This is a genomic window from Streptomyces sp. NBC_00094 (assembly GCF_026343125.1).
GTDB lineage: Bacteria > Actinomycetota > Actinomycetes > Streptomycetales > Streptomycetaceae > Streptomyces.
Genome location: NZ_JAPEMB010000001.1, coordinates 6,214,418 through 6,236,687, shown reverse-complemented (window position 1 = coordinate 6,236,687; position 22,270 = coordinate 6,214,418). Strand labels below are relative to the sequence as shown.

The 22,270-nt window shown below is 73.7% G+C and carries 17 protein-coding genes; 14 read left to right on the top strand and 3 right to left on the bottom strand.

The genetic code is table 11. The features are described 5' to 3' along the window. Positions 1–36: 36 nt before the first annotated feature. The 12 genes from OG580_RS27645 to OG580_RS27590 all read left to right on the top strand — a co-directional run bounded on the left by OG580_RS27645 (position 37) and on the right by OG580_RS27590 (position 16,170). Positions 37–1,236, top strand: a complete 1,200-nt coding sequence (locus tag OG580_RS27645; protein WP_267046359.1) for a macro domain-containing protein — start codon at positions 37–39, stop codon at positions 1,234–1,236. Between the two features lie 133 nt (positions 1,237–1,369). Then, positions 1,370–1,666, top strand: a complete 297-nt coding sequence (locus tag OG580_RS27640) for a hypothetical protein (protein WP_267046358.1) — start codon at positions 1,370–1,372, stop codon at positions 1,664–1,666. Further along, complete coding sequence (locus OG580_RS27635; RefSeq protein ID WP_267046357.1) at positions 1,659–2,441, top strand: VWA domain-containing protein; 783 nt, start codon at positions 1,659–1,661, stop codon at positions 2,439–2,441. Before OG580_RS27640 ends, OG580_RS27635 begins: the two co-directional genes overlap by 8 nt. Continuing rightward, a complete protein-coding gene (locus OG580_RS27630; protein WP_267046356.1) occupies positions 2,438–3,298 on the top strand; it encodes a protein phosphatase 2C domain-containing protein in 861 nt (286 codons plus the stop codon). The genes OG580_RS27635 and OG580_RS27630 overlap by 4 nt, the downstream gene beginning before the upstream one ends. Before the next feature lie 2 nt (positions 3,299–3,300). Continuing rightward, positions 3,301–4,404: a hypothetical protein gene (locus OG580_RS27625; protein ID WP_267048147.1), complete on the top strand. Its 1,104-nt coding sequence runs from the start codon at positions 3,301–3,303 to the stop codon at positions 4,402–4,404. Continuing rightward, positions 4,392–5,042: a 4Fe-4S single cluster domain-containing protein gene (locus tag OG580_RS27620; RefSeq protein WP_267046355.1), complete on the top strand. Its 651-nt coding sequence runs from the start codon at positions 4,392–4,394 to the stop codon at positions 5,040–5,042. Before OG580_RS27625 ends, OG580_RS27620 begins: the two co-directional genes overlap by 13 nt. Then, on the top strand, positions 5,039–6,523 hold the full coding sequence (locus tag OG580_RS27615) for a hypothetical protein (RefSeq protein WP_267046354.1): 1,485 nt from the start codon (positions 5,039–5,041) through the stop codon (positions 6,521–6,523). Before OG580_RS27620 ends, OG580_RS27615 begins: the two co-directional genes overlap by 4 nt. After that, positions 6,520–8,691 (top strand): AAA family ATPase, encoded by a 2,172-nt coding sequence (locus OG580_RS27610; RefSeq protein WP_267046353.1) that lies wholly within the window; start codon positions 6,520–6,522, stop codon positions 8,689–8,691. Before OG580_RS27615 ends, OG580_RS27610 begins: the two co-directional genes overlap by 4 nt. Continuing rightward, positions 8,688–10,721, top strand: a complete 2,034-nt coding sequence (locus OG580_RS27605) for an Hsp70 family protein (protein ID WP_267046352.1) — start codon at positions 8,688–8,690, stop codon at positions 10,719–10,721. Before OG580_RS27610 ends, OG580_RS27605 begins: the two co-directional genes overlap by 4 nt. Beyond that, positions 10,721–11,911 carry a hypothetical protein gene (locus OG580_RS27600; protein ID WP_267046351.1) on the top strand — a complete coding sequence of 397 codons (1,191 nt, stop codon included), beginning with the start codon at positions 10,721–10,723 and terminating at the stop codon, positions 11,909–11,911. The genes OG580_RS27605 and OG580_RS27600 overlap by 1 nt, the downstream gene beginning before the upstream one ends. Continuing rightward, complete coding sequence (locus OG580_RS27595; protein WP_267046350.1) at positions 11,908–14,613, top strand: GTPase-associated protein 1-related protein; 2,706 nt, start codon at positions 11,908–11,910, stop codon at positions 14,611–14,613. Before OG580_RS27600 ends, OG580_RS27595 begins: the two co-directional genes overlap by 4 nt. A 6-nt stretch (positions 14,614–14,619) precedes the next feature. Continuing rightward, positions 14,620–16,170 carry a hypothetical protein gene (locus tag OG580_RS27590; RefSeq protein ID WP_267046349.1) on the top strand — a complete coding sequence of 517 codons (1,551 nt, stop codon included), beginning with the start codon at positions 14,620–14,622 and terminating at the stop codon, positions 16,168–16,170. A gap of 22 nt (positions 16,171–16,192) precedes the next feature. Here the strand turns inward: OG580_RS27590 and OG580_RS27585 are convergent, their stop codons facing one another. Further along, positions 16,193–17,371, bottom strand: a complete 1,179-nt coding sequence (locus OG580_RS27585; protein WP_267046348.1) for a M6 family metalloprotease domain-containing protein — start codon at positions 17,369–17,371, stop codon at positions 16,193–16,195. A gap of 63 nt (positions 17,372–17,434) precedes the next feature. Next, the gene (locus OG580_RS27580) at positions 17,435–18,622 is read right to left on the bottom strand and encodes a M6 family metalloprotease domain-containing protein (RefSeq protein WP_267046347.1); all 1,188 of its coding nucleotides are present in this window, start codon (positions 18,620–18,622) and stop codon (positions 17,435–17,437) included. A gap of 101 nt (positions 18,623–18,723) precedes the next feature. Between OG580_RS27580 and OG580_RS27575 the strand changes: the two genes are divergently transcribed. Continuing rightward, on the top strand, positions 18,724–19,740 hold the full coding sequence (locus OG580_RS27575) for a LysR family transcriptional regulator (protein ID WP_267046346.1): 1,017 nt from the start codon (positions 18,724–18,726) through the stop codon (positions 19,738–19,740). A gap of 109 nt (positions 19,741–19,849) precedes the next feature. Here the strand turns inward: OG580_RS27575 and OG580_RS27570 are convergent, their stop codons facing one another. After that, positions 19,850–20,710: a hypothetical protein gene (locus OG580_RS27570; RefSeq protein ID WP_267046345.1), complete on the bottom strand. Its 861-nt coding sequence runs from the start codon at positions 20,708–20,710 to the stop codon at positions 19,850–19,852. Between the two features lie 315 nt (positions 20,711–21,025). Between OG580_RS27570 and OG580_RS27565 the strand changes: the two genes are divergently transcribed. Continuing rightward, positions 21,026–21,922 (top strand): hypothetical protein, encoded by an 897-nt coding sequence (locus OG580_RS27565; RefSeq protein WP_267046344.1) that lies wholly within the window; start codon positions 21,026–21,028, stop codon positions 21,920–21,922. The last annotated feature ends 348 nt before the right edge of the window (positions 21,923–22,270 follow it).

The window sequence follows — 22,270 nt, the reverse complement described above, 5'->3', positions numbered from 1 at the left end:
TTGTCCGCCTGTGAAGCGTGATGCCATGGTGGGTTCATGGCATCACCCACTTCTGACTACGCCTCACTTCTCCTCGAACTGAAGGAAGTCAGGCGCGCGGGGCTGGTCCGGCTGAGGGGGCGCGCGCTGCCCGCGATCGAGGCGGCCGCGGAGGCGTTCGCCTCGACCGGGGTACGGGCTCCGGGGGCGCCCGTCGAGGTGTTGCTGCGGTGCGCGGTGGCCTGCCTGGACGCGGGGACGCTGCGTACCGCCGCCGAGTACACCCTGGGCCTCGCCCAGGGGACCCGGGACTGGCCGGCGTCCTCCCGGCGCGCCAGGGCGGCCTCGGTCTACGGGGTGAGCGTCGAACGGTTCCGCAAGGACCAGGAGGTGATGGTGCTCGGCCAGGTCGCCGAGCACATCGTGCGGCTGACTGCGGAGGCGGAGGCGGCCGGAGCGGGGCCCGGCGGTGGGGAGGCGGCAGGCGCGGCCGACACCACGGTCGCCCGGGGCGCGAGTGGCGTGCGCGGCACGGGTACGGGCGTGCGCGGCACGGGTACGGGCGTGCGCGCCACGGGTACGCATCGGGCCGTGGACGTACGGGCCGCCGCCCGTCCGGTCCGGCTCACCGTGCATGTGCACCCCGTGGACCTGCTGCGCGACGTGGACGTGGTGGTCTCGCCGTCGAACGTCTACTTCGCGCTGCCCGAGCCGTACAAGTCGTCCGTCGCCGCGTCGCTGCGGCGGGCGGCGGGCTCGTACGGAGTCACCGGCGAGGTCCTGGCGGACCCGCTGCCGGGCGAGTTGCGCGAGTGGGCCGAGCGGCACGGCACCTCGGGGCGCGCGGTGCGGCCCGGCACCGTGGCGGCCACCGGAGCGGGGGCGTTGGCCGCGCAGGGCGTACGCCGCATCTACCACGCGGCGATCGCCGTCCCCCGGGCCGGGACCAACGACTACGACGTACTGCCCGCCGACGTCACGCGCGCGGTGTCCCAGGCCCTCGCGGTCCTCGCCGAGGAACACGACCACCATGAGCCGCCGTTGCGTTCGGTGTGCTTCCCGCTGCTCGGCTCGGGACGCGGCGGACTGCCGTACGACGTCAGTCTGGACGCGGTCTGGGCCGCGGTGGAGGCGGAGTTGGCGCGCGGGGCGTGCTGGGACGTCCACTTCGTGGTGCGTACGCCCGAGGCCGCGGCGCTCGTGGAGCGCATCCCTGCCGGAATTCGCCCGACGTTCGACCGGAGGCCGACCGGCTGACCCGGTGCAATGGAAGGGCGCACCGGTGCGCGCGACAGCGCACGGGGCGGCGCACTGGGGAGCGGGAGATCTTCGTGTGGGTAATCTCTGCTGACACGTGCGGAGTTGACGCCGCGTCACCTAGCGTGGGCACATGAGCGGCGGGATGGAAGAGTGGGGTCACGGGGCACCGGGGCGGATCGTCACCTGGCCTGCCCCCGACGCGTACGTCCTGGTCGAAGGCGTGCTGCTGCGCATGGTCCCGGACTCCCCGGGGATGGCGCCGGGCGCGGAGGTCGTCGTGCGGTACGACGCCTCACGGCACCGGCTCGTCGCCCGCGAGCCGGACGGGACGGACAGGGCGGACAGGGTGACCGGGGGCGGGACGGACCAGGCGCCCCGCGGTGGGGCGGACCGGGTGGACGGAAGCGGGGCGTTCGGAGATGAGTGAGTACGGGAGCGAGTACGGGTTCGGGCTGGCGCAGGGTTACGACGAGCGGCAGCCCGTCGTCCTGCTGCTCGACACCTCGGCCTCCATGGGGCGCCCCGCCGAGAGCCCCCGGATCGACGAGCTCAGCGAGGCCCTGACCCGCTGGTTCGACGGGGTGCGGGCGGAGCCGAGGCTGCAGGCGCGCGTGGAGGTGTGCCTGATCACCTTCGACTCCCGGGTCCGGGTCTTCGATCCGGACCTGGAGCGGCTGGTGCCGGTCGAGGAGGCCGCGCCCGACCGGCTGTTCGTCCCGGTGGAACGGATGCGTCCGCCCCGGCTGGCCGCGTCCGGGCTCACCCGGATGACGGAGGCCGTCGAGACGGCGCTCGACCTGGCCCGGGAGCGCCACCGGGTGCTCCAGGAGCGGCAGGTCCAGGTGCGCAGGCCGTTCCTGTGGGTCCTGACGGACGGCGCGCCGAGCGACGCGGACGGGGAGCCGGTGGACGCCGACGCGCTGGCCGGCACGGCGGAGAAGGTGCGCCGCGGCGAGGAGCGGGGTGAATGCGTGCTCCAGGCGATCGGTGTACGAGGCGCCGATCTGGAGCTCCTGCGGGTCCTCGCCCCCAAGGGCGCGCTGATGCTGGAGGGCCTGGACTTCGGGCAGATCCTCGATCTGCTCTTCCAGAGCTCGGACCGGATCGGGGCGGTCCAGGCCGCCGACGAGATCCACGGGCAGGTGGCCGACCTGGTGGACCGGCAGCGGCGCCTGCGACTGCTCGAGGAGAGGTACCAGTGATCACGGCGGGGGCCGCCGTCCAGGGGGCCGCGCACCTGGCGCGCGGGCAGGGATGTCAGGACGCCTTCAAGGCGGTCGACCTGGGGGAGGCGGCCGTGCTGGCCGTGGCGGACGGCGCCGGCGGCCGCGAGCGCAGCGCGCTGGGCGCGCACATCGCCGTGGACACCGCCTGCCGGATCCTGTCCGAGTCCGTCCCGGAGGCGACGGACGCCCCGGAGACCTGGACGGCGTGGATCGCCGCGGCGGGCGCCGAGGTGGTCCTGGAGTTCCGACGGGCGGTCGAGGGGGTGCTGTCGGCGACGGGCCGTCCGTCGGGGCGGCCGACGGCTCCGTTCGGACCGGCGGATCCCCCGCCTCCCGTGGACGCCGGTGCGCTGGCCGCCACGCTCGTCGCCGCGGTCGTACGGCCGCCCTGGGTGGCGTTCCTCTCGGTCGGCGACTGCTTCGGTACGGTGCTGACCCGTGAGCCCGCCGGGACCGGGACCGCGCCACAGAGGCGCGAGCGGTGCCACCTGGTCCTGCCGCCGCCCCCTCCCGGCGCGCCCGAGACGGTCTTCCTCTCGTCGCCCGGGGCCGGCCTGCGCTTACGGTCCTTCGTGGTGTGGGAGCCGCAGCTCAGCGGTGTCGTCCTCGCCACCGACGGCTGCGCGGCCCTCACCCTCGACCACCCCTCCGTACGCGAACTCCCGCCGGAGGCAGGACCCTTACCCTCCGAGCGGTTCTTCTGCGGGCTGGCCGCGACGCTCCGGGCCAACGGCGGTGACGCCGCACCTCTGCGGGACCTGCTCTCCGGGCCCGAGGCGGCCAGGACCGGTGACGACCTGACCGTGCTCTGCGCCCTCACGGACGGCAGGTGACGATGACCCTCACGGTGGTGTCCGGCAGCGGGCACACATGGCGTCTCACGCGGCGCATCGGCAGCGGCTCGGAAGGGGTCGTCTACGCCGTCGACGACGCACGGCCCCTGGTGGCCAAGCTCGTCCCCGATCCGCCGGACCCGGCCGCGTACCGGCGCCGCATCGCCCGGCTGGTGCGACAGCGCCGCGAGCCGCGCACCGTCCGGCTGCTGTCCGGGACGCCCACGCCGATCGCCTGGCCGATGGCGGGGGTCCGGGCCGGTGGGCCGGGCGCCGAGGGGGTGGACGGCTACGTGATGACCGACATGCGCCACGCCCACCAGCCGTTCGCCCACCTCCTGACCCCGCAGGCCCGCCGGACGCTCCTCCCCCGCGCGACCTGGGCGACCGCGCTCGCCGCCGCCCTCTCCCTCGCCCGCCTCCTCGCGGACCTGCACGCCGAGGGCTATGTGGTCGGCGATCTGAAGCCGGACAACCTGTGGGTCGACGCGCACGGCCGGGTCGGCATCGCGGACGTGGACTCCTGGCAGTTCACGGACGGCGGCGAGGTGTTCCCCGGACGGATGGGCAGCCCGGGCCACACGGCGCCCGAACGGATCGGCGCGCCGGCCGGCACGGCACCGGACCGGGCGTCCGACGAGTTCGTCCTCGCCGTCCTGGTCCACCAGGTGCTGATGTGCGGGCTCCACCCCTTCGCCGGGCATCCCGCGAGCGGCGACTACCTCTCGTACGACGACAACGTCCTGCACGGCCGGTGTCGCCTCCTCGACCGGACCTCGGTGACCCTCCCCCGCTCCGCGCCGCCCGCCGATCTGCTCCCCCGGCGGCTCGCCGCCCACTTCCGAGCCGCGTTCGGCGGGGTACGGCCCCCCGCCTCGGTCTGGGCCGAGGCCCTGGCGGCGGAGTCGGCGCCGGAGCGGCTGAGGACCTGCCGGCGGAACACCCGGCACGTGCACACGGCGGAGCGGCCCTGGTGCCCGTGGTGCGACCTGGCCGAGCGCGGCGCGGAGTGCTACCCGGCCCCGGACTCGAGGAACGTCACGGACACGAAGGACGCGAAGGGCACGAAGGACGGCTCGGAGGGGAGCGCCGTATGGCACAGGTGACCCACCTCTCGGTGGCGAGAAGGCTCGACCGCTGCACCGTCCTCGGGCCGGGGGCGCGTGCCGTGATCTGGGTGCAGGGCTGCCCGCTGCGCTGCCGGGGCTGCGTGGCGGCGGAGACGCTGCCCTTCGAAGGAGGAACCTCCTACGCGGTGGACGAACTCGCCGACTGGCTCGGCGGGTTGCCGGACATCGAGGGCGTCACCCTCTCCGGCGGCGAGCCGTTCAGCCAGGCGGCGGCGCTGGCCGCGCTGCTCGATGCCGTACGGGAACGGCGTCCCGACTTCGGCGCGATGGCCTACTCCGGGTTCCGGTACGAGGCCCTGCTGCGGGGCGCCCCGGACCGGCGCGAGCTGCTCCGGCGGCTCGACCTCCTCGTCGACGGCCCGTACGTGGCGTCGAAGCGGCACGGTCTGCGCTGGCGCGGCTCCGCCAACCAGCGCGTCATCGCGCTCACCGGCCGCTACGCGCACGTGGCGGACGAGCCGGACACCAGCGCGGGCGTCGAACTGTCCATGGAGGCCGACGGATCGCTGACCTGGGCGGGGGTACCGCCGACTCCCGGTTTCCGGGAGGGACTCGAGGAACGACTCGCGGAACGGGGCTTCGCCCTGCGTACCGAGGCACGGAGGGAAGCATGAGCGGATCACCGAAGTACAGCACCGTCACGGTCGCGCCGGCCTACGCGCGACTCGAGGCGGAACGGCGCAGGGCACGGGAGGCGGCACGCCGCCGCATGGAGGCGCAGCGCGCCAGGGAACGGGCCGAGCGCGCCGCCCGGCGGGCCCAGGAGGCCGCGGCCCGCCGGGAGCGGGCCAGGGCGGCTGCCGAGCGGAGGGAGGCCGAGCTGGCCGAGCGCCGTGCGGCACAACAGCGGGCCCGTACGGACCGGTTGCGTCAGGAACAGGCCGGGGCGGACGCCCGTCGGCTGGCCGAGGTGCGGGAGCTGCTCGACGGGGTCCGCGCGGACCACCCCGAGGTACAGGTCCTGCGAGAGCGCCTGGACCGGATCCAGGGGCGGCTCGACCGCACGGGAGACGGCGACGGGGATCTCGACGGAGGCCTCGGTACGACGATCGAGGAGCTGCGGGGGCGGGTCGTCGTGCTCGGCGCGGAGCACGAGGCCGCTGTCCGGGGCGCCGACCACGGAGCCGTACTGGCCGGTCTTGAGGGGCGGCTCGCCCGTACCGGGCCGGACGCCCGGGAGCAGGATCCGCAGGGGTACCGGCACTGCGTCGAGCTGCTCGCTGAACTGCGTGCCACGGCAGGCCCCGGCGGGGAGACCCGCTTCCAGGCCCTGCTGGGCACGGTCGAGCACGCACTCGCCCGGCATGCCGCGACCGCCGCGGAGACGGCCGCCGAGGCGCTCCGCCAGGCGGAGCGGGAACAGCGGGCGCAGCAGGCCCGGCAGCAGGCCGAGCAGGAGGCGGAGGAGCGGGCCGCCGCGCAGGAGGCCGCGCGGCAGGCGGCGCTGGAGGCCGAGCAGGACCGGGTCGCAACGCTGCTCGCCGAGGCCGCCGACCGGCTCGGTGTCGTACGGCAGTCCGTGGAGGAGGCCGCGGCCGAAGCCCGGGAGCTCGCCGACACCGCACTCGCCCAGCGGATCGAGGCGGCGCTGACGGCCGTCACGGATCCGCTCGCCGCGGGTGCGGCGGCGGACGCGCTGACGGCCGTGGCGGCGCTGGAGGAGCTGCTCGTCGACGCCGAATCCAGGCTGGACGAGGCCCAGTTGGCGTACACACGCCGGATGGATCTCGCGCAGGCGCTGCAGGACGCCATGATCGGCGAGGGCTTCGCCTTCACCGGCGGGGCGGAGCAGGACGGGCGCCTGCTGCTCAGCTTCGAGCGCCCGAGCGGCGCGACGTACGAGACGACCGTCACCGAGGACGGCGAGGGCACCCCCGTCCTCGTCTACCACGTCGACGGCGAGCCCGACGTCGTCCTCCGGCCGGACCCGGAGGGCGCGGTGTGCGACCGCACCGAGGACCTGCTGGAGCGGGTGCACGAGGCGATCGTCGAGCGGGACGGCTTCGTTCCCGGCCGGCTCACGTGGCAGGGCAGGCCGCCGGGGCGGCAGGCCAAGCGGCGGCCGGACACCGAGGAATGGAGCTGGAACCGGTGAGTACGGTCGACTGGACGAAGCCGCAGAACGGCGCCTCTCCCGCGGAACGGCAGAACGGCGGGGGCGTCGGCGCGGCCGGGGGCGTCGGCGCGGCAGGTGGCGGCAGCGCGGCCGGGGGCGGCGGCGCGGAGCTCCCGCCGCCCCCGGCCGCGGATCTCCGGAGCAAGCCCGCCGGGGAGGGCCAGCCGGTCGCCGCGGACGGCATGATGCCGCTGTGGGCGGTCTCCCTCGGCTGGGAGCTGCGGCGCGGCCGGCAGGTGATCCTCGACGGGCAGATCAGGGACCGCTGGTGGTTCGCGGACCGGCCGGCCTCCTTCCGCTCGGCGGTCGCCGGGCTGCTGGAGATCCGCGGCGCGGAGGTCGTCGGCTGGTGGGACCCGGTGGCCGGGCTCACGTTTCCGCTGCCGGGTCACGCGGAACGCTTCGACGTCCTGCGCGAGCGGCGCCCGCAGGAGGGGGCGGAAGGCCCCGGCGGACCGCCGTCGGCGCAGCGCGACGGTGCGGCCGAAGGCAGCGGCGACGAAGCGGGTCCCCCGGAGGGCGCGCCGGACGGCACGAACCGCTCCCGGCGCGGCGGCGAGCGGGACCGCGGCCGGGAACGCCTGCTGGCGCCACGGCAGTCGGGGCGGCCGCGTACCTTCGAGGACGTCGTCGCCACCGTGCACCGGCTGGCGGCCTCGCCCGACGCGGCCACCGCCTTCGTCTTCGAGGACGTCGACCACCATCTCCCGCCCGGCCAGCCCGAATCACAGCTGGGCTATCTGAGGCTGCGCGCCGCGATGACGGACGCCGTGGTCCCGCGCTCCGCCGCCGGACCGGCCCCGCACGCCCGCAACGCGGTCCTGTGCGCGGTGGGCGACGTCGGCCGGCTGCCCGGCTGGTTCCACCTGGAGGACCCGAGGATCGCCGCACTGCACATCGCCCCGCCCGACCCGAGCGAGCGGCGCCTGTGGCTCGGCTGGCTGCGACGGCACTTCAACGGGGCGCAGGACTCCTCCCGGGCCGACCTCGAAGCCCTCGTCGGAGCCACCGACGGCATGGCGGGCTGGGACATCGAGTCCCTGGCCAGGACCTCCTGGCTGCGCAACGCGCCTCTACGGAAGCCGGACAAGCTGCTCGAACTGCACCGGCTCAACGTGAGTGTCGACCCGTGGACCCAGCTCGACCGGGAGACCGTCGCGCGGGCCGCCGACGTCCTCGGCTCCCGGGTGGTCGGCCAGTCCAAGGCCGTCGACGCCGTCGCGTCGGCCCTCCAATCCGCGTTCGTGGGAGTCGACTTCGGGAGTTCGGGCACGGCCCGCCCTCGGGGTGCCTTCTTCTTCGTGGGGCCCACCGGTGTCGGGAAGACCGAACTCGCCAAGTCAGTGGCCGAGTTGATGTTCGGTGACGAGAGCGCGTACGCCCGGTTCGACATGAGCGAGTACCAGCAGGAGCACGCCGCCGAGCGGCTCGCCGGCGCACCCCCCGGCTATATCGGCCATGAACAGGGCGGCGAGCTGACCCGCCGGGTGCTGGAACGGCCTTTCAGCGTGCTGCTCTTCGACGAGATCGAGAAGGCCCACCCGAAGGTGCTGGACAAGTTCCTCCAGATCCTGGAGGACGGCCGGCTCACCGACGGGCGCGGCCAGACGGCGTACTTCTCCCAGTGCCTGATCATCTTCACCTCCAACACCGGTGCCGAGCAGGTCCGGGACCTGCTGGAGGAGCGTGGCGAGCTCACCTACCCCCAGTTGGAGACGCACTTCGTCCGCGCCGTGGAGGAGAAGTTCCGGACCATCGGCAGGCCGGAGATCTACGGCCGGCTCAAGCCGGGCGTCGTCGTCTTCGACATGCTGCGCCACGAGCACGTCGTCAGGATCGCCGACCGGCTGCTGCGCCAGCTCACCGAGTCGGTCCGCGAGCGCCACCGCGTGGAGCTGGTTCCCGACCTGGAGAGCCTGCGCCCGTGGATCACGGAGCGGATGGCGGACCCCGAGCACCAGGCGTACGGAGGACGGCAGATCCGCAACGAACTGGAGCTGGTCCGCTCGGCAGTCGTCAGCCATCTGCTGGCGCACCGCCCGGAGCCGGGCACACGGATCCGGGTCGGCATCGACGCCGACGGCACGGCGCGCGTCACCGTCGACGGCGCGGCGCCGTCCACGGCCGAAGGGAGCGGGTGGGCATGATCGCCATCGACCTGGGCCACCGGTTCGGGCGCGTCGCACGCGTCGGCCCGAGCGGGCACCCGGACGGGCTCCCGGATGTCACCACGACCCGGCTCGCCGGTGCGGACGGCGTCCTCGACCCGGTCCGGGCACTGCCCCTGCTCCTCCTGCCCACCGCCGAGGAGGAGCCCGACCGCACGGCCGTACTCGGGCTCCCCGTCACGGGCGGACAGGAGGACGACCTGCGGTACGCGGGGGAACACGCCGGACTCCACGTCGTACGCGTCGTCCCCGAGCCGGTGGCGGTGGCCCTGCACTACGGGGCGGTCGCCGAGGGCGTGGACCACACGGTCCTGGTCTGCGACCAGGGGGCGACGACGCTGGACCTCAGCGTCCTCGCCATCGCGCCCGACCTCACCGTGCACGTGGTCCGCGGAGTCAGCCTCCGGAACGGCGGCGACGACTGGGACGCGGCGATCGCCGCCGCTCTCGCCGGGCGGCTGCCGGAGGGCGTGGACCCGCTGAGGGCGGCGGAGAGCCTGCGGCGGTCGTTCGACGGCCCGGGCGGCGGCACCGCGTCCGTGGCGGACACGGCGGGCGGCCGGCACTCCGTGACCCTCGATCCGGCCGTGTTCGAGGAGGCGGTGGCTCCCCTCCGGGACCGCGCGCTCGCCGCTGTCGCGGACCTGCTCGCCACCGCGGAACCGGCGGTGGACACCGTGCTGCTCGCCGGCGGCATGTGCGTCTCGCCCCGCCTCCGGGCCGGGATCGAGGCCCTCCCGGCCGCACGGGATCTGACGGTACGGTGCGACCGCCCCGACCAGGCCGTCGTCCGGGGGCTGTTCGCGCTGCGGGACTTCGGGATCCTGCGCGTGGTCACCGGATCCGCGGCCGGACCCGGACGCCCGGCGGCCGCGTACGCCGGTCTGGGTGTCGGCTACCCGCGCACCGGGACCGTCCGGGACCCGGAGCCCGGGCCCGCCGTGACCGCGGTGGATCCGGAGCCGCGCACCGGGCGCGCCCTGCCGGAGGACCCCGAGCCCGGCTCGTGGCAGGACGGTCCGTCGACCGTCACGGACGGCGGGGCGGCCGACCCCGTCACGCCCCCGGAGCCGAGGACGCCGGAGCGACCGCTCCCCGAACCGCCGTACGCGGAGCCGCACCCCGAACCGCCTCCGTACACCGAGTCGCACCCCGAACCGCCTCCGTACACCGAGTCGACGCGCCCCGAACCACCCCTCATCCCCCGGCAGGCCACCGCGCCGGCCCCCGAGCCCCCGCCCCCCACCGACCCGTACGACACCCCGGTGCCGGAGTCGCCCACGCTTCCCTCGGCCCCGGCCGACTCGCTCGTCGATCCCCTGACCCACTTCGCGGTGCCGGTCGGCCAGCTCCAGGCCATCCGGCGCGGGGACCACCTCCTCGTGCTGTGGGCGTGGCCCGACAGCGCGCTGAGCGCCCGGGTCCGCTGGCGCCGGGAGGGCGGGGGCACCGCCGGCACGGGCCCCGCCGAGGGGGACGTCGTGTGCCGGCGCCGGGTGTACGAGCACGACGGCGGGTTCGACCTGGCCGTCGGGCGCGAGGCGGTCACGCTCACCGTGGAGGGCCTGGTCGCCGATCTCCGCGACGACTGCGAGGGCGCGACGTCGCTGCTCGTGCCCGCCGCGCCGACGGTCGTCTCGTACGAGCCGATCGTGCGCCGCCGCCTCAGGGGCCGGGTGGCGTCGGTCTCCTTCACCTCCGAGACGGGCTGCGACCTGCCCGCGCTCCGTATCGTCCACAGCCTCGGCCGCTTCCGCCCCACCAGTACGGCCGAGGGCACCGTCCTGCACGAGGTGCCCGCGCAGCGGCTGACTGCCGGCACCCCCTTGACCGTGGAGTTCCCCCTGCCCGCCACGCGCGGCCCGTCCTGGCTGGTCTGCTTCCCCGCGTCCAACGACACGGACACGGGCGCGAGGGGAGAAGCGGGTACGGGCCCGGGCTCCGGCGCGGGCACGGGCTCCGGCATCGACATCCGCCCGACGGCGCTGCACAGACTGCGAGTCACCTGATGGCCAAGCACCTCACCTGCCCCTACTGCTACGAGAGTTTCGCCCCGCGGACGATCCGGTTCCGCTGCAACACCCGTCTGAGCCGGACGGGGAAGCAGTGCCAGCGCCGTCGCGACCAGGTGCTCGACCTGCGCAAGGGACCGCGCCCCAGCCACGACCTCGGGCCGGACTTCGTCGCGGACGGCCGCAGGCCGACGGCCGTCTGCCCGGACTGCGACAGCGAGAGCACGTACCGGATCTGCCCGGTGTGCCACTCCGAACTGCCCGTCCAGTTCGGCATGGTGGACAACCGGCTGATCGCCATGGTCGGCCCGAAGGCGTCCGGCAAGACCGTCTACATGACGGTGCTGCTCCACGAGATGCGCAACCGGGTCGGCGAGGCGTTCGGGGCCGCCCTGATGGGCTCGGACGACGAGACGATGCGGCGGTACGGCTCCGACTACGAGGACCGTCTCTACCGCGACAACCAGATGTTCCCCGGCACCCAGACGGCCTCCACCAGTCTCAACCGCGTGGACCCGCTCGTCTTCCGTTTCGGCCTGCGCCGGCGCACGCTCCTCGGCGAGCGGCCGCAGCACACCGTCCTGTCGTTCTTCGACACCGCGGGCGAGGACTTCAACTCCCGGGAGAACGTGGAGCTGAACACCCGCTACCTGGCAGGCGCCGACGGCATCGTGCTGCTGCTCGACCCGCTCCAGATGCCGGGCGCCCGCGACAACGCGCTGCCCGGCACGCCACTGCCGGGGGACGAGGGACTCGACGCCCCCATCAACGTCCTCTCGCGCGTCACCAACCTCCTGCTGGCACCCCGGTCCGGCCGGTCGGCGCAGAAGATCGACACCCCGATCTCCGTCGTCTTCTCGAAGATGGACGCCTTCTGGCACCTGCTCGATCCGGGCAGTCCGCTGCGCGACTACGCGCCCCCGCGCGGCCGTTTCGACGTGGGCGACAGCCTGAGCGTCCACGAGGAGGTGCGCCGGCTCCTCAAGGACTGGGACGGGGTGGCGATCGACCACCTCCTGGACAACCACTACAGCCGCTACCGGTACTTCGGGGTCTCCGCCCTCGGCCGGAACCCGACAGCCGAGGCCCGGGTCGCCCCCACCGGCATCCAGCCGTACCGGGTGGCCGATCCCCTGCTGTGGCTGCTGAGCGAGTTCGGCTCGGTGCCGAAGGCGGGCCGGGGATGACGCGCTTCCAGCAGCTGTACTACACGTCCTGCGAGCACGGGCTCAGCGGGTTCTCCGGATTCCAGTTCAACGCCGTCAGCGCGGGTGTCACCGCCGAGACCCGGCAGGCCGTGGAGGCGCTCGCCGGGTACGAACCGCCCCGCTCGCTGGTGGAGTCGGACACCCCGGAGTCGCTGGAGCGCTGTCCGGTGAACCTCTGCTACCGGCCCGACGACCGGGAGGGGCGCCGCGCCACCGCCCTGTGCGTGCGGTACGTGGGCCGGGACTCCGCCCGTCGTTTCGGCAACTACTTCGCGCACGCCCTGCACAGCGAGGAGTTCACGGCGGCGGCCGGCGGGATGCTCCCGATCGAGCTGTGGGACTCGCCGGTGTGGTCCCGCGAGGTGTCCGCGCGTACGGAGATCCCGGGGATCGCGGCGCCCCCGCCGGGGCCCGTCGACGCCCGGGCGGTGAGCGCGTTCCTGCGCGGCCATCCCCACGCGGACCGACTGCCGGAGCTGCTGGCGGCCGTGTGCGCCGCGCTCACCGAGCACGGCTCGGTGGTGGTGGTCGACCGGTCGACCGAGCGGATCGCGCACTGGTTCGCCGCGGTCTCCTACCTCCTGCCGCCCCCGCTGGCCCGCGGCCTCTCCTTCGCCACGTACGTCTTCCGCCCGGCCCGCAGCCGACTGCACCTGATCGGCACGGTCCCCGAGGCGCAGCTCGCCTTCGGTCCGGACGACGAAGCGGCGTACACCGTGTTCGACTTCGCGCGGGGCGTGTTCCCCGAGGTCCCCGTCGGCCCCCTCGCCCACCTCCTCACCAGGATCGGCGTCGGATCCGTCCGGCCCGTCTGGTCCTGGACGGCGGACTACGCGCGCGGCGACGAGGGGACACCGGACGACTGGCACGCGCCGGTCGCCGCGGCGGCGGCATCGGGCGGCATCACGCTCACGTCCGCCGACGCCCACGCGGTGATCGACTGGCTGGCCGGGGCCGACCATCTGGGGGCCCGCCGGGCGGCCGTCGCCGCGGGCCTCCACCGCGAGCACCGGAACCTGGACGACCGCCGGCTGGCCGCGCTGAGCGCCGCCGCGAAGGCCGGCGGTGACACGGTGGTGCACCAGGAGATCGAGGGGAAGCTCCACGGGTCACGGATGCGGGCCTACGGGGCCGGCGCCGAGGACGCCGTCCCGCCCGTGCCGATCGCCGACCCGGTGACGCGCGAGCGGGCCACCGCCCTCTGGGAACGGCTCCTCACGACGGAGGCGCGGACCGCGCACGAGCGGACGCGCCTGCTGTTCTGGGCCGTCGGCGCCCGCCTCCCGGTGGCGCCGGAGGTCATGGCACGCGAGTCACTCGCCCTGGCCAGGACGCTGCTCGGCGCCCCCACTCCCGCGCCGCGGTTCCGCTTCGACGTGGTCGAACTCCTCCGCCATCTGCCGGTGATGCGGACGTCCCTGGCCACGGCGGTGGAGGAGGTACTGGAGCAACGCGCGGGGCAGGAGCAGCTGTTCTCCCAGTTCCCCGCCGAACTGCTCCGCGAGAAGGACCTGGAGGACCGCCCCCTGCTCCAGGAGCACCGCCTGCGGGCGCGGGCCGAGCGCGAGCCCGCGGAGACGGTCACGATCATGTTCAGGATTCTGGCGATCCGCGGGCGCACCTCGCCCGACGAGGAGCTGCTGCACGGCCTGTGGCGCCAGCCCTCCCGCACCTGGACCCATCGGGAGGCGATCCGGGTCGCCGAGGAGCTGACCGCCTCCGGCCCGGTGGACGAGGCGGTCGGGGAGTGGTTCGAACGCGCCCTGCGCCGGAATATCGAGGACGAGGAGGCGCTGGAGTCCTGTCTCCACCTGTGCCGCATGCTCGCCCACCCGGGCCGCTTCGCCTGGCTGCCTCCGAGCGCCGCGGAGTACGTACGGATCACGCGGGTGCTGGACGACGCACTCCAGGACGCCCGCGAGGCCACGGAACTCGTCGACGCCTTCGCGATTCCGGAGACCGGACAGTGGGCGGCCCCGCGGGCGCTCAAGCGCCTCCGTCTGGTGCCGGTGATGCTGCGCCTGCCGGCCGACGTCGGCCGGCTCCGGGTCCGGCTGGCGGAGTTGAACCACCGTGACCTGGACGCGTACCTGTCGATCGTGCGCCGGAGGGTGACGAGCGGCAGGCGGATCGACGACGTCACGCTCGGCCATGTGGCCGCCGTCGTCACCCTGACCAGGGGAGCACGCCTCTCCCAGGCGCAGGAGGAGACGATCGCGGCGATCCGCGCCCACCCGGCGGAGCGTTGGCACGTCGTGGACCTGCAGCGGCTGGAGCAGGCGGTCGTGCCCTACCAGGCCGAACTCGCACGCCGGTACGCGGAATGGGTGGAGGCCCGGCGGCGCGGCCCGATGAGCCTGCCTCGCACGTTCGCGTTCTTCAACCGCCGCACATCCACGGGCACGTCCGCCCCCTCGGGCACACCCGCGACACCGGCCACCCCGACCACACGCACCTCCCCCACCGCCCGCAGCAAACCCGCCTCTCCAGGCAAACCCGTCTCACTCGGCAAACCCCCCTCACCGGGCAAACCCCTCTCGCCCGGCACCCGTTCTCCAGCCGAAGGCACCTCCCCCGACCCCACGAGCCGCACCCCCCGCCCCACGGGCCGCACCCCCGACCCCACAGCCCCTCCCCCCTCCCCAGACCCCGACAACACCCGGAAACCGAAGGGGCGGTGACCCGTCATGGCCGAAATCGTCGCGTTCGTCCTCATCCCGGTGGCCTTCCTCGCCGGCCTCGCCGCGTTCCTGCCCTTCGTCCCGCTCATCGCGGCCCTGCGCGGCCTGGCCCTCGTGATGCAGCTGCTCGCCCGGTTCGGAGCCACGCTGATCGGCGTCGTGTACCGGCGGACCCCCGAGTTCCGGACTCTGCCGCCGTACCGCCCGCAGGACGAGGAGGTGAAGGCGTACCGCAACTACTTCTACGGACCCGGCTTCCGTGACCTGCGCCAGCTCCTCACGCTGGAGCGCCGGTCGTACGTCACCACGGTCGGCGACTCCTTCCGCGCCGTGACCTCACGCCAGTTCACCGCTCCGGGGGTCACCCGTGCCGTGACCGTTCCGTACGGTGTGGCCCTGTACCTGGGGCTGTGCCTGGGCGCGGTCCTGGCACCGCCGCTCATCGGTCTGTTGCTGCTCCTGCACCTGCTCGTGCTGACCCTGCTGACGGTCGGGGCCCGGACCGTCGCCGGCACCCTCCGCGGTGTCGACCGCGCGGTGATGCTGAGGAGACGGCTGGGCAGCGGAATGATCTGCCCGCACTGCTTCGAACGCGTGCCGTACCCGGCGTACGACTGCCCCGGCACCACCTGCCGCCGCCGGCACTCGGACATCCGGCCGGGCACGTACGGAATCTTCCGGCGCCGCTGCGAGTGCGGACAGAACATGCCGACACTGCTGGTACTGATGCGCCGGAACTCGCGACTCCAGGCGTACTGCACCCACCCGTCCTGCGGGAAGCCGATGAACACGGACGCCGGCCACATGCCGGAGGTCGTGATCCCGCTGATCGGCGGGCAGGCGGCGGGCAAGACGCAGCTGATGGCGGCCATGCTGCTGTCCCTGGAGCACACGGCGGCGAACGGCGGTCCGGCGCTCACCCTCGCCGACGAGGAGTCGGACGCCAACTACCAGGTGCTCCGCGAGGTGCTGCGGATGCGGGGACACACCCGCGCCACCCAGAAGACCCTGCCGCGGGCGCACTCCTTCGTCCTCGGGCGCGGCCGTTCCCAGCGGCTCGTCCACCTCTTCGACACGGCCGGCGAGCGGTTCGTCGACCGCGACGACACGGACGCCCTGCGGTACGCGCGGGCGGCGCGCACCTTCGTCTTCGTCCTGGACCCGATGGCGGTGAAGGCGTTCTGGACGTCGCTGGAACCCGCCCCGGGCCCCCTCCTCGACCGCACCCTCGGCTCCACGGTCGACCCGGAGGAGGTCTTCGCCCGCTCGGTCCAGGCGGTGGCCGCGATGGGCGCCCCGCTGGAGCGCTCCCGCCTGGCGGTCGCCGTCAGCAAGACGGACCTGCTCACCGAGCACGGCCTGATACCGCCCCGCCCCGAGGACAGCGGCGACACCCGGACCTGGCTGTGCGAGGCGCTCGGTCTGCACAGTCTCGTACGGGCCATGGACCTGAACTTCCGGGAGGTCCGCTACTTCCGCACGGCCGCGGTGGCCCACGAGGAGGCGGGGGTGGACGCCAGCGTGACGGACGTCGTCGAGTGGTGCCTACGGAGCTGATCCACGGTGCGGTCGACCCGGGTCACTCCTTGCTCAGCCGCACCGTGTCGCCCGTCCTGCCACCCGCGACCACGTCGATGCGCACACCGGTCGCGGGATCGGTGAAGCTCTGCCCGGGTGCGTACGCGGCCAGGTCCAGCGGAGCGCAGCCGGCGGGCGGGGCCGCGGTCGGGTTCGCGTTCATGATCCGTACCGGCCCCTCGCCGGTCGGGGTGGCGGAGTCGACCTTGTAGATGAGCACCCCGGTGGAGCAGGCCGAGGCGTCGTTGCCCTCCGCACGGCGGGACTCCGCCACGTACGCCGTCGTCTCACCGGTGCGCAGTACGGCGATCCTGGTTCCGCCCGGACGTTCCGCCGAGGTCAGCCGTACCGTGCGGCGGCCGGGCCCGGGCAGACAGGCGACCTCGGCGTCACGGGTCCAGCCGAGCTTCCAGGAGTGCCAGCCGAGGTACTGCGGGGCGCGGCCCGCGATGTCGCCCATGACGTCCCAGCCGCCCACGTACCGGTGGGTGGCGCCGGTGAAGGAGTAGAGGTCGGGCAGGCCGAAGGTGTGCGCGGTCTCGTGGGCGGCGACCTTGTGGCCCCAGCGCCACATGTCCTGGCCGAAGGTGACGGCCCACTTGAGGCGGGTGCCGTCGGCGGTGATGCCGGGTGCGGCCGGGTCGTAGAGGTAGGTCGGGGAGAAGGGAATGGCGCTCGCCGTCCTGGCGGGTACGACGTAGACCATGTCGTACCGGGAGAAGTCCGCGTACGGGTCAGCGGCCGCGACCGCGTCGCGGAGGTACTTCTCATGGGCTTCGAAGGTGAGGCCGCGTGCGAAGCCGTACGAGGTGGAGTCGGTGGGCATGCGGATCCAGCGGTGCAGCGCGGTGCTCTCCAGCCGCAGGCGCTCGTGGCTCGCGCGGAACATCCAGTCGGCGGCCGGGGCCAGGTGAGCGGCGTACGGCTCGGTGGGGTCGGTGGCCGGGGCGTCGGGGAAGTCCACGAAGAGCGTCAGGACGCGGCGGGTTCCGGTGGAGGGCTGGAACTGGTTCCGGTCGGTGTCGTGGCCCTCGTCGGTCCAGCCGGTCCTGCCGGGGAGCGCGCAGTCGGCGGTGGGGGCCGGGGCTCCCGAGGTGGCGGCCGCGGTGGGGACGGACAGGCAGGGGATGAGGGCGACTGCGGCGGCGAGGGGGCGCAGACGGCGGAGCGGTGTGGTCATGTCTCTCCTGTCGGAAACGGGTCGAGGGGTACGGGGAGTTCGGGGGTGGCCCGCGACGACTCCCTAGGACTTGGTGATGCGTACGGTCTCGCCGTAGCCGTCGGCGCCGAGCACGTCGATCCGCACCCCGGCCGCCGCGTCGGTGAACGACTCACCGACCCAGAAGGGGGCGTCGTCCAGCGGACGGCAGCCGGCGGCGGGGGTGGCGGTCGGCTTGGCGTCCATGACGGTGACGGGCCCGTAGCCGGTCCACACGGAGGAGTCGACCCGGTAGACCAGCGCGCCGGTGGAGCACGATCCCGCGTCCGCCTGGACCCCGCGCCGGGACTCGACGACGTACGCGGTCGTGGGACCGGTGCGGATCACCGCCATCTTGGTGCCGCTGCCGTACTCGACCGCCGTGAGGTAGACGGTGTCGCTGCCCTTCGTGGCCCGGCACACGACCTGGTTGTCAGCGGTCCAGCCGAGCTTCCAGGAATGCCAGGCGAAGAACTGCGACCCCCGGCCGCCGACCAGGCCCATCACGTCCCAGCCGCCGATGAAGCGGTGGGCGTCGCCGCCGGCGTCGAAGGCGTACAGGTCGGGCAGGCCGAAGGTGTGAGCCGTCTCGTGGGCGACCAGCTTGGCCCCCCAGTGCCACATGTCCTGACCGAAGGTCACCGCCCACCTGACCCGGCGGCCGTCGGCCACCACTCCCGCGGTGCCCGGCTCGTACACATAGGTCGGCGTGAAGGAGATCGCCGCCGCGTTGCGGGTCGGCACGACGTAGACCATGTCGTACCCCGAGAAGTCCACGTACGGATCCGCGGCCGCCACCGCGTCCCTGATGTACGCCTCGTGCGTCGCGTGGGTCAGGCCGCGGGCGAAGCCGTAGTCGGTGGAGGCGCGAGGCATCCGCACCCACTGCTGATGCCGGCTGATCGAGAGCCATGTCCTGCCGTACGAGGCGTTCCACAGCCAGTCCGCCCCGGGCGTGATCTGCGCCGCGTCGTCCCCCGGCGCCTCGGTGGCACGCGCGTCCGGGAAGTCCACGAAGATCATGCCGACCTTGATCGTCCCCACGGGACGCTGGAACACCGAGTAGTCCGTGTCGTGCCCCTCGTCCGTCCAACCGGTGGCGCCGGGCAGGGCGCAGGCCGACGGGCCGTCGGCGGCCCGGGCGGGCGGTGTCCCCAGCGGGAGGAGGAGCAGGGCGGCCGCGAGGGCGGGCAGCAGCCCGCGCGACGCCGTCAGCCGATCGATGAGCCTCATGGGCGAGCGACCTCCACATTAATGGCGTGTGACATTTCACATAAGACTGGCGGGATCCCGCTCCTGTCCGAAAGCTGTCATCGCTCCATAACATGCGCGGCATGGAACTGGAGGTACGGCATCTGCGCGTGCTGTGCGCGATCGCCGAGGCCGGCAGCCTCACCCGGGCCGCCGCCGCGCTGTCCATGACCCAACCGGGCCTCAGCACACAGTTGCGCCGCATCGAGACGATGCTGGGCGGCGTCCTCTTCGACCGGAGCCGGTCCGGGGCCACACCCACGGACTTCGGCGAGCTGGTGCTGGCGCGAGCCCACGCCGTCCTGCCGGGCATCGACGCGCTCCTCGCCGACACCGCCGGCGCGGCCCGCCGTCTGGCGCCCCCGGACCGGGTCCGCGTCGGGTCGGTCGGCGCTCCCCTGCTCGGTCATCTCCTCCTGGCCGTACGGACGTTCCTCCCCACGGCCGAGGTGACGTCACGGTGCCACCACTCCCCCGTCACGCTCCTGGACGACCTCACCGCGGGCCGGCTGGAGGCGGCCGTCCTCGGCGATCACCCCGAGCAGGTGCTTCCTCCGCGCGACGGCGTGATCCTCACCCCTCTGGTCACCGAGCCCGTATTCGCCCTGCTGCCCTCGACCCATCCGCTGGCCGGCCAGGAGGCCGTCCGGCTGACCGAACTCGCCGATCACGACTGGGCGATGCCCCGGCACGACGGCGACCGCACCCGCGAGTACTGGTCCTCCGTGTGCGCACTGACCGGTCGCCGCCCTTCCGCCCCGCACGAGGCCGAGGGGCGCCAGCTGATCGAACTGGTCCGCGCGGGCCTGGCCGTCAGCCTCTGCCAGGCCACGTTCGCGCAGACTCCCGGCGTCACCATCCGCCCCCTCGCGGGGAACCCGCTCTGGTACCGCCACGTGCTGGCCTGGCACCGGGACGGCCCACTCGCCGCCCACGGCGACAGGATCGTGCGCGCGGTGGCGGCGGGTTACCTCGACACCTGTGCCGCCAGCGCGGTCTATTCGGATTGGCGCCGCCGGCATCCTGATGCGGCCCTGGTCTCCCCTGCGGGACCTCGGGAGCGGATCGACCACGAGGAGCCGCCCGACCCCCGAGGCTGAGAGAACTCCGGTCAGCGGACCGGCCGTTGGCCCGCGCCGGAAGGATCAGGACGTGGCAGGGTGTGCGCGGCCCCGTCACCGACCACGGCAGCCGTCCGCCGACCGCGGCTCAGAGGGCCGTGAGCGCGTAATCGTCGTACCCGCCCTGGAGGGCGAAGAAGACCAGGCCGATGACGACGATGTCGACGACGAGGCCGATGAGGAGGATGACCGTGGAGACGACGGCCCAGACGGACCTGCGCAGCAACGACTGGCAGGCGACCACGGTGCCGGGGTTCTGCGGGTGGTAGGCGACCTGGATGATCTCGGCGCCGCTCTGGGCGTACATCGAACGGCTCTGGCCGTGCAGGTCCGTGTACACGTAGTTGCCCGTCACGCCGAACATGTCGGTCGTGCCGTCGCGCCGTACCGCATCGACGGTGATGCCCTTGCGGGGCAGGGACCACTCGTCGCGGACGATCTTCAGCCCCATGATGCCGAGCGTGGTGGCGGCCGCGCCGAAGGGGAAGACGATCAGGATCGGCAAGGCGAGGGGCGTCGGCGCCGTGATCCAGACGGCCACGGTGAGCACGACGGTCAGGAGGGCGACGGCCCCGACCCAGAGCCTGAACACGCGCGTCCGCCTGTCCTGCTCGGGCTCGGTCAGGGCGCGGACGGTGACGAGGGCCGAACCGTCGGCGGTCTCCCCGGCCTCCTCGGCGCGCTCGGGCAGGGTCGCGTTGACCGCGTCGGCGAAGAACGTGGCGGCCGCCTCGCTCACGCCGTCGACCTGGTGAACGGCCGGGGTCGTCCCGGCCGGGGCGGTGAGCTCCACGGCGACCGCAGGCCCCTCGGCGCGGATCCGCCGGACGGCCTGGAGCGGGATCCGCGTCTCCACGTCCGCCCGGCTCAGTACCAGGTCGTCGCCCTCGGATCGGAGGACGGCTCCGCCGGAACCACGCAGGACGGGTATGGGTGAGGTGAGGGACATGGGCGTGATCGTAGGCGCTGGACGTTCCTGTCTCCACCTGATCATTTCAGAATGAGGTTCGCGGGCGTCGCAAGCAGATGATGGCGCAGGCGAGTGGGAGCAACACCATAGTGAGAGCATGGACCTTGATCACGTTCGCGCCGCATTCGACGCGTGCGTCGAGGCACTTCGACTCCCGCAACCATCGGTACGGGATACCGCGACCTCCCGGCGAGATTCACGTGGCTCCCGCTCATGACGGAGGCCGACGCCCGGCGTCCGGCGTCCGGCGTCCGGCGTCCGGCGTCCGGCACACGAGAACGGAGGCACGGCCTCATGGCCGCCCCGCGGCAGGACCCCCTGCGCGACCCGCGCTTCTCCGCCGACCCCTACCCCTACCCCTACCCCTACCCCGCCTACGACCGGCTGCGCGAAGGCTGCCCTGTCCAGCGGATCCCCGCCGGATCCGGCGGACACCACGCGTACCTGATCACTGGTCACCCCGAGGCCCGCGAGGCGTTCACCGGCCCCCGTCTGTCCAAGGACACAGCTCTCTTCTTCGCCGACCGGCATTCGAACCGCGACCTGCACTCGGCGATTTCCCGGAACATGCCGGCGAGCGACCCACCCGCGCACACCCGCCACCGGCGGGTGGCGACGCGGTTGTTCACCACCGGACGCGTCCGGGAACTACGCCCGTGCATCACTCGGGTCGTCGACGACCTCATGACCGCGTGGCGACCGGGCACGGAGGTGGACCTGGTGGCGGACCTGGCGGTACCTCTGCCGGTCACTGTCATCTGCGAGCTGCTGGGGGTGCCGGAATCCGACCGCACCACTCTCGCCGACTGGTCGCACGACCTCTTCGACGCGGCCGACACCGACCGCGTCGACGCCACGTCACATCGGATCGGCGCCTACCTGACCCACCTCGTCGACACGGCCCACGCCACCCCCGGCGACGGCCCGCTCCACTCCCTCCTGCGCGACTGCGCGGAAGGCGGCCTCGACCGGAGCGAGAGCGTCTCCCTGGCCGCCCTCCTCCTGGTCGCCGGCCACGGCATCCACCGCTGCCCGGGCACGCCCCTGGCCCGGGCCGAGGTGGAAATCGCCCTCCGCGCCCTGGTAACCCGCTTCCCGAACACGCGCCTGGCCATCCCCGCAGAATCCCTGACCTGGCGCCCCACCCGCCTGACCCGCGGCCTGACCGCCCTCCCTCTCACCCTCGCCTGACCCGCCACCACCACTGCGCCCGCCCCACCCGGAACCTGGCGCGGGCTCCGAACGCTCCCCGTTCACCGTCACGGGTTCCAGAACCGAAGCGGAGCCTCGCTCGCGACCTGCGGCGAGCCGGCTGGGTAAAGGCCCTGGCAGGCCGAGGAAACGTGTTCACCCGTGAAGTCTTCTCACCGGTGTGGTCGGCAGGACCGTCCCCGCAGTCCGTCCGGACCAGAAGCCGTCACCCGAGCGTCGACACCCCGACGACCGCGCGGACACGCGCTGTGCCACCACCGTCGCGCCCGCCTGGAACAGCAGGCGGGCGTCACAAGGAGGCCCGTGCTCCACGTGATGGATAGGTGG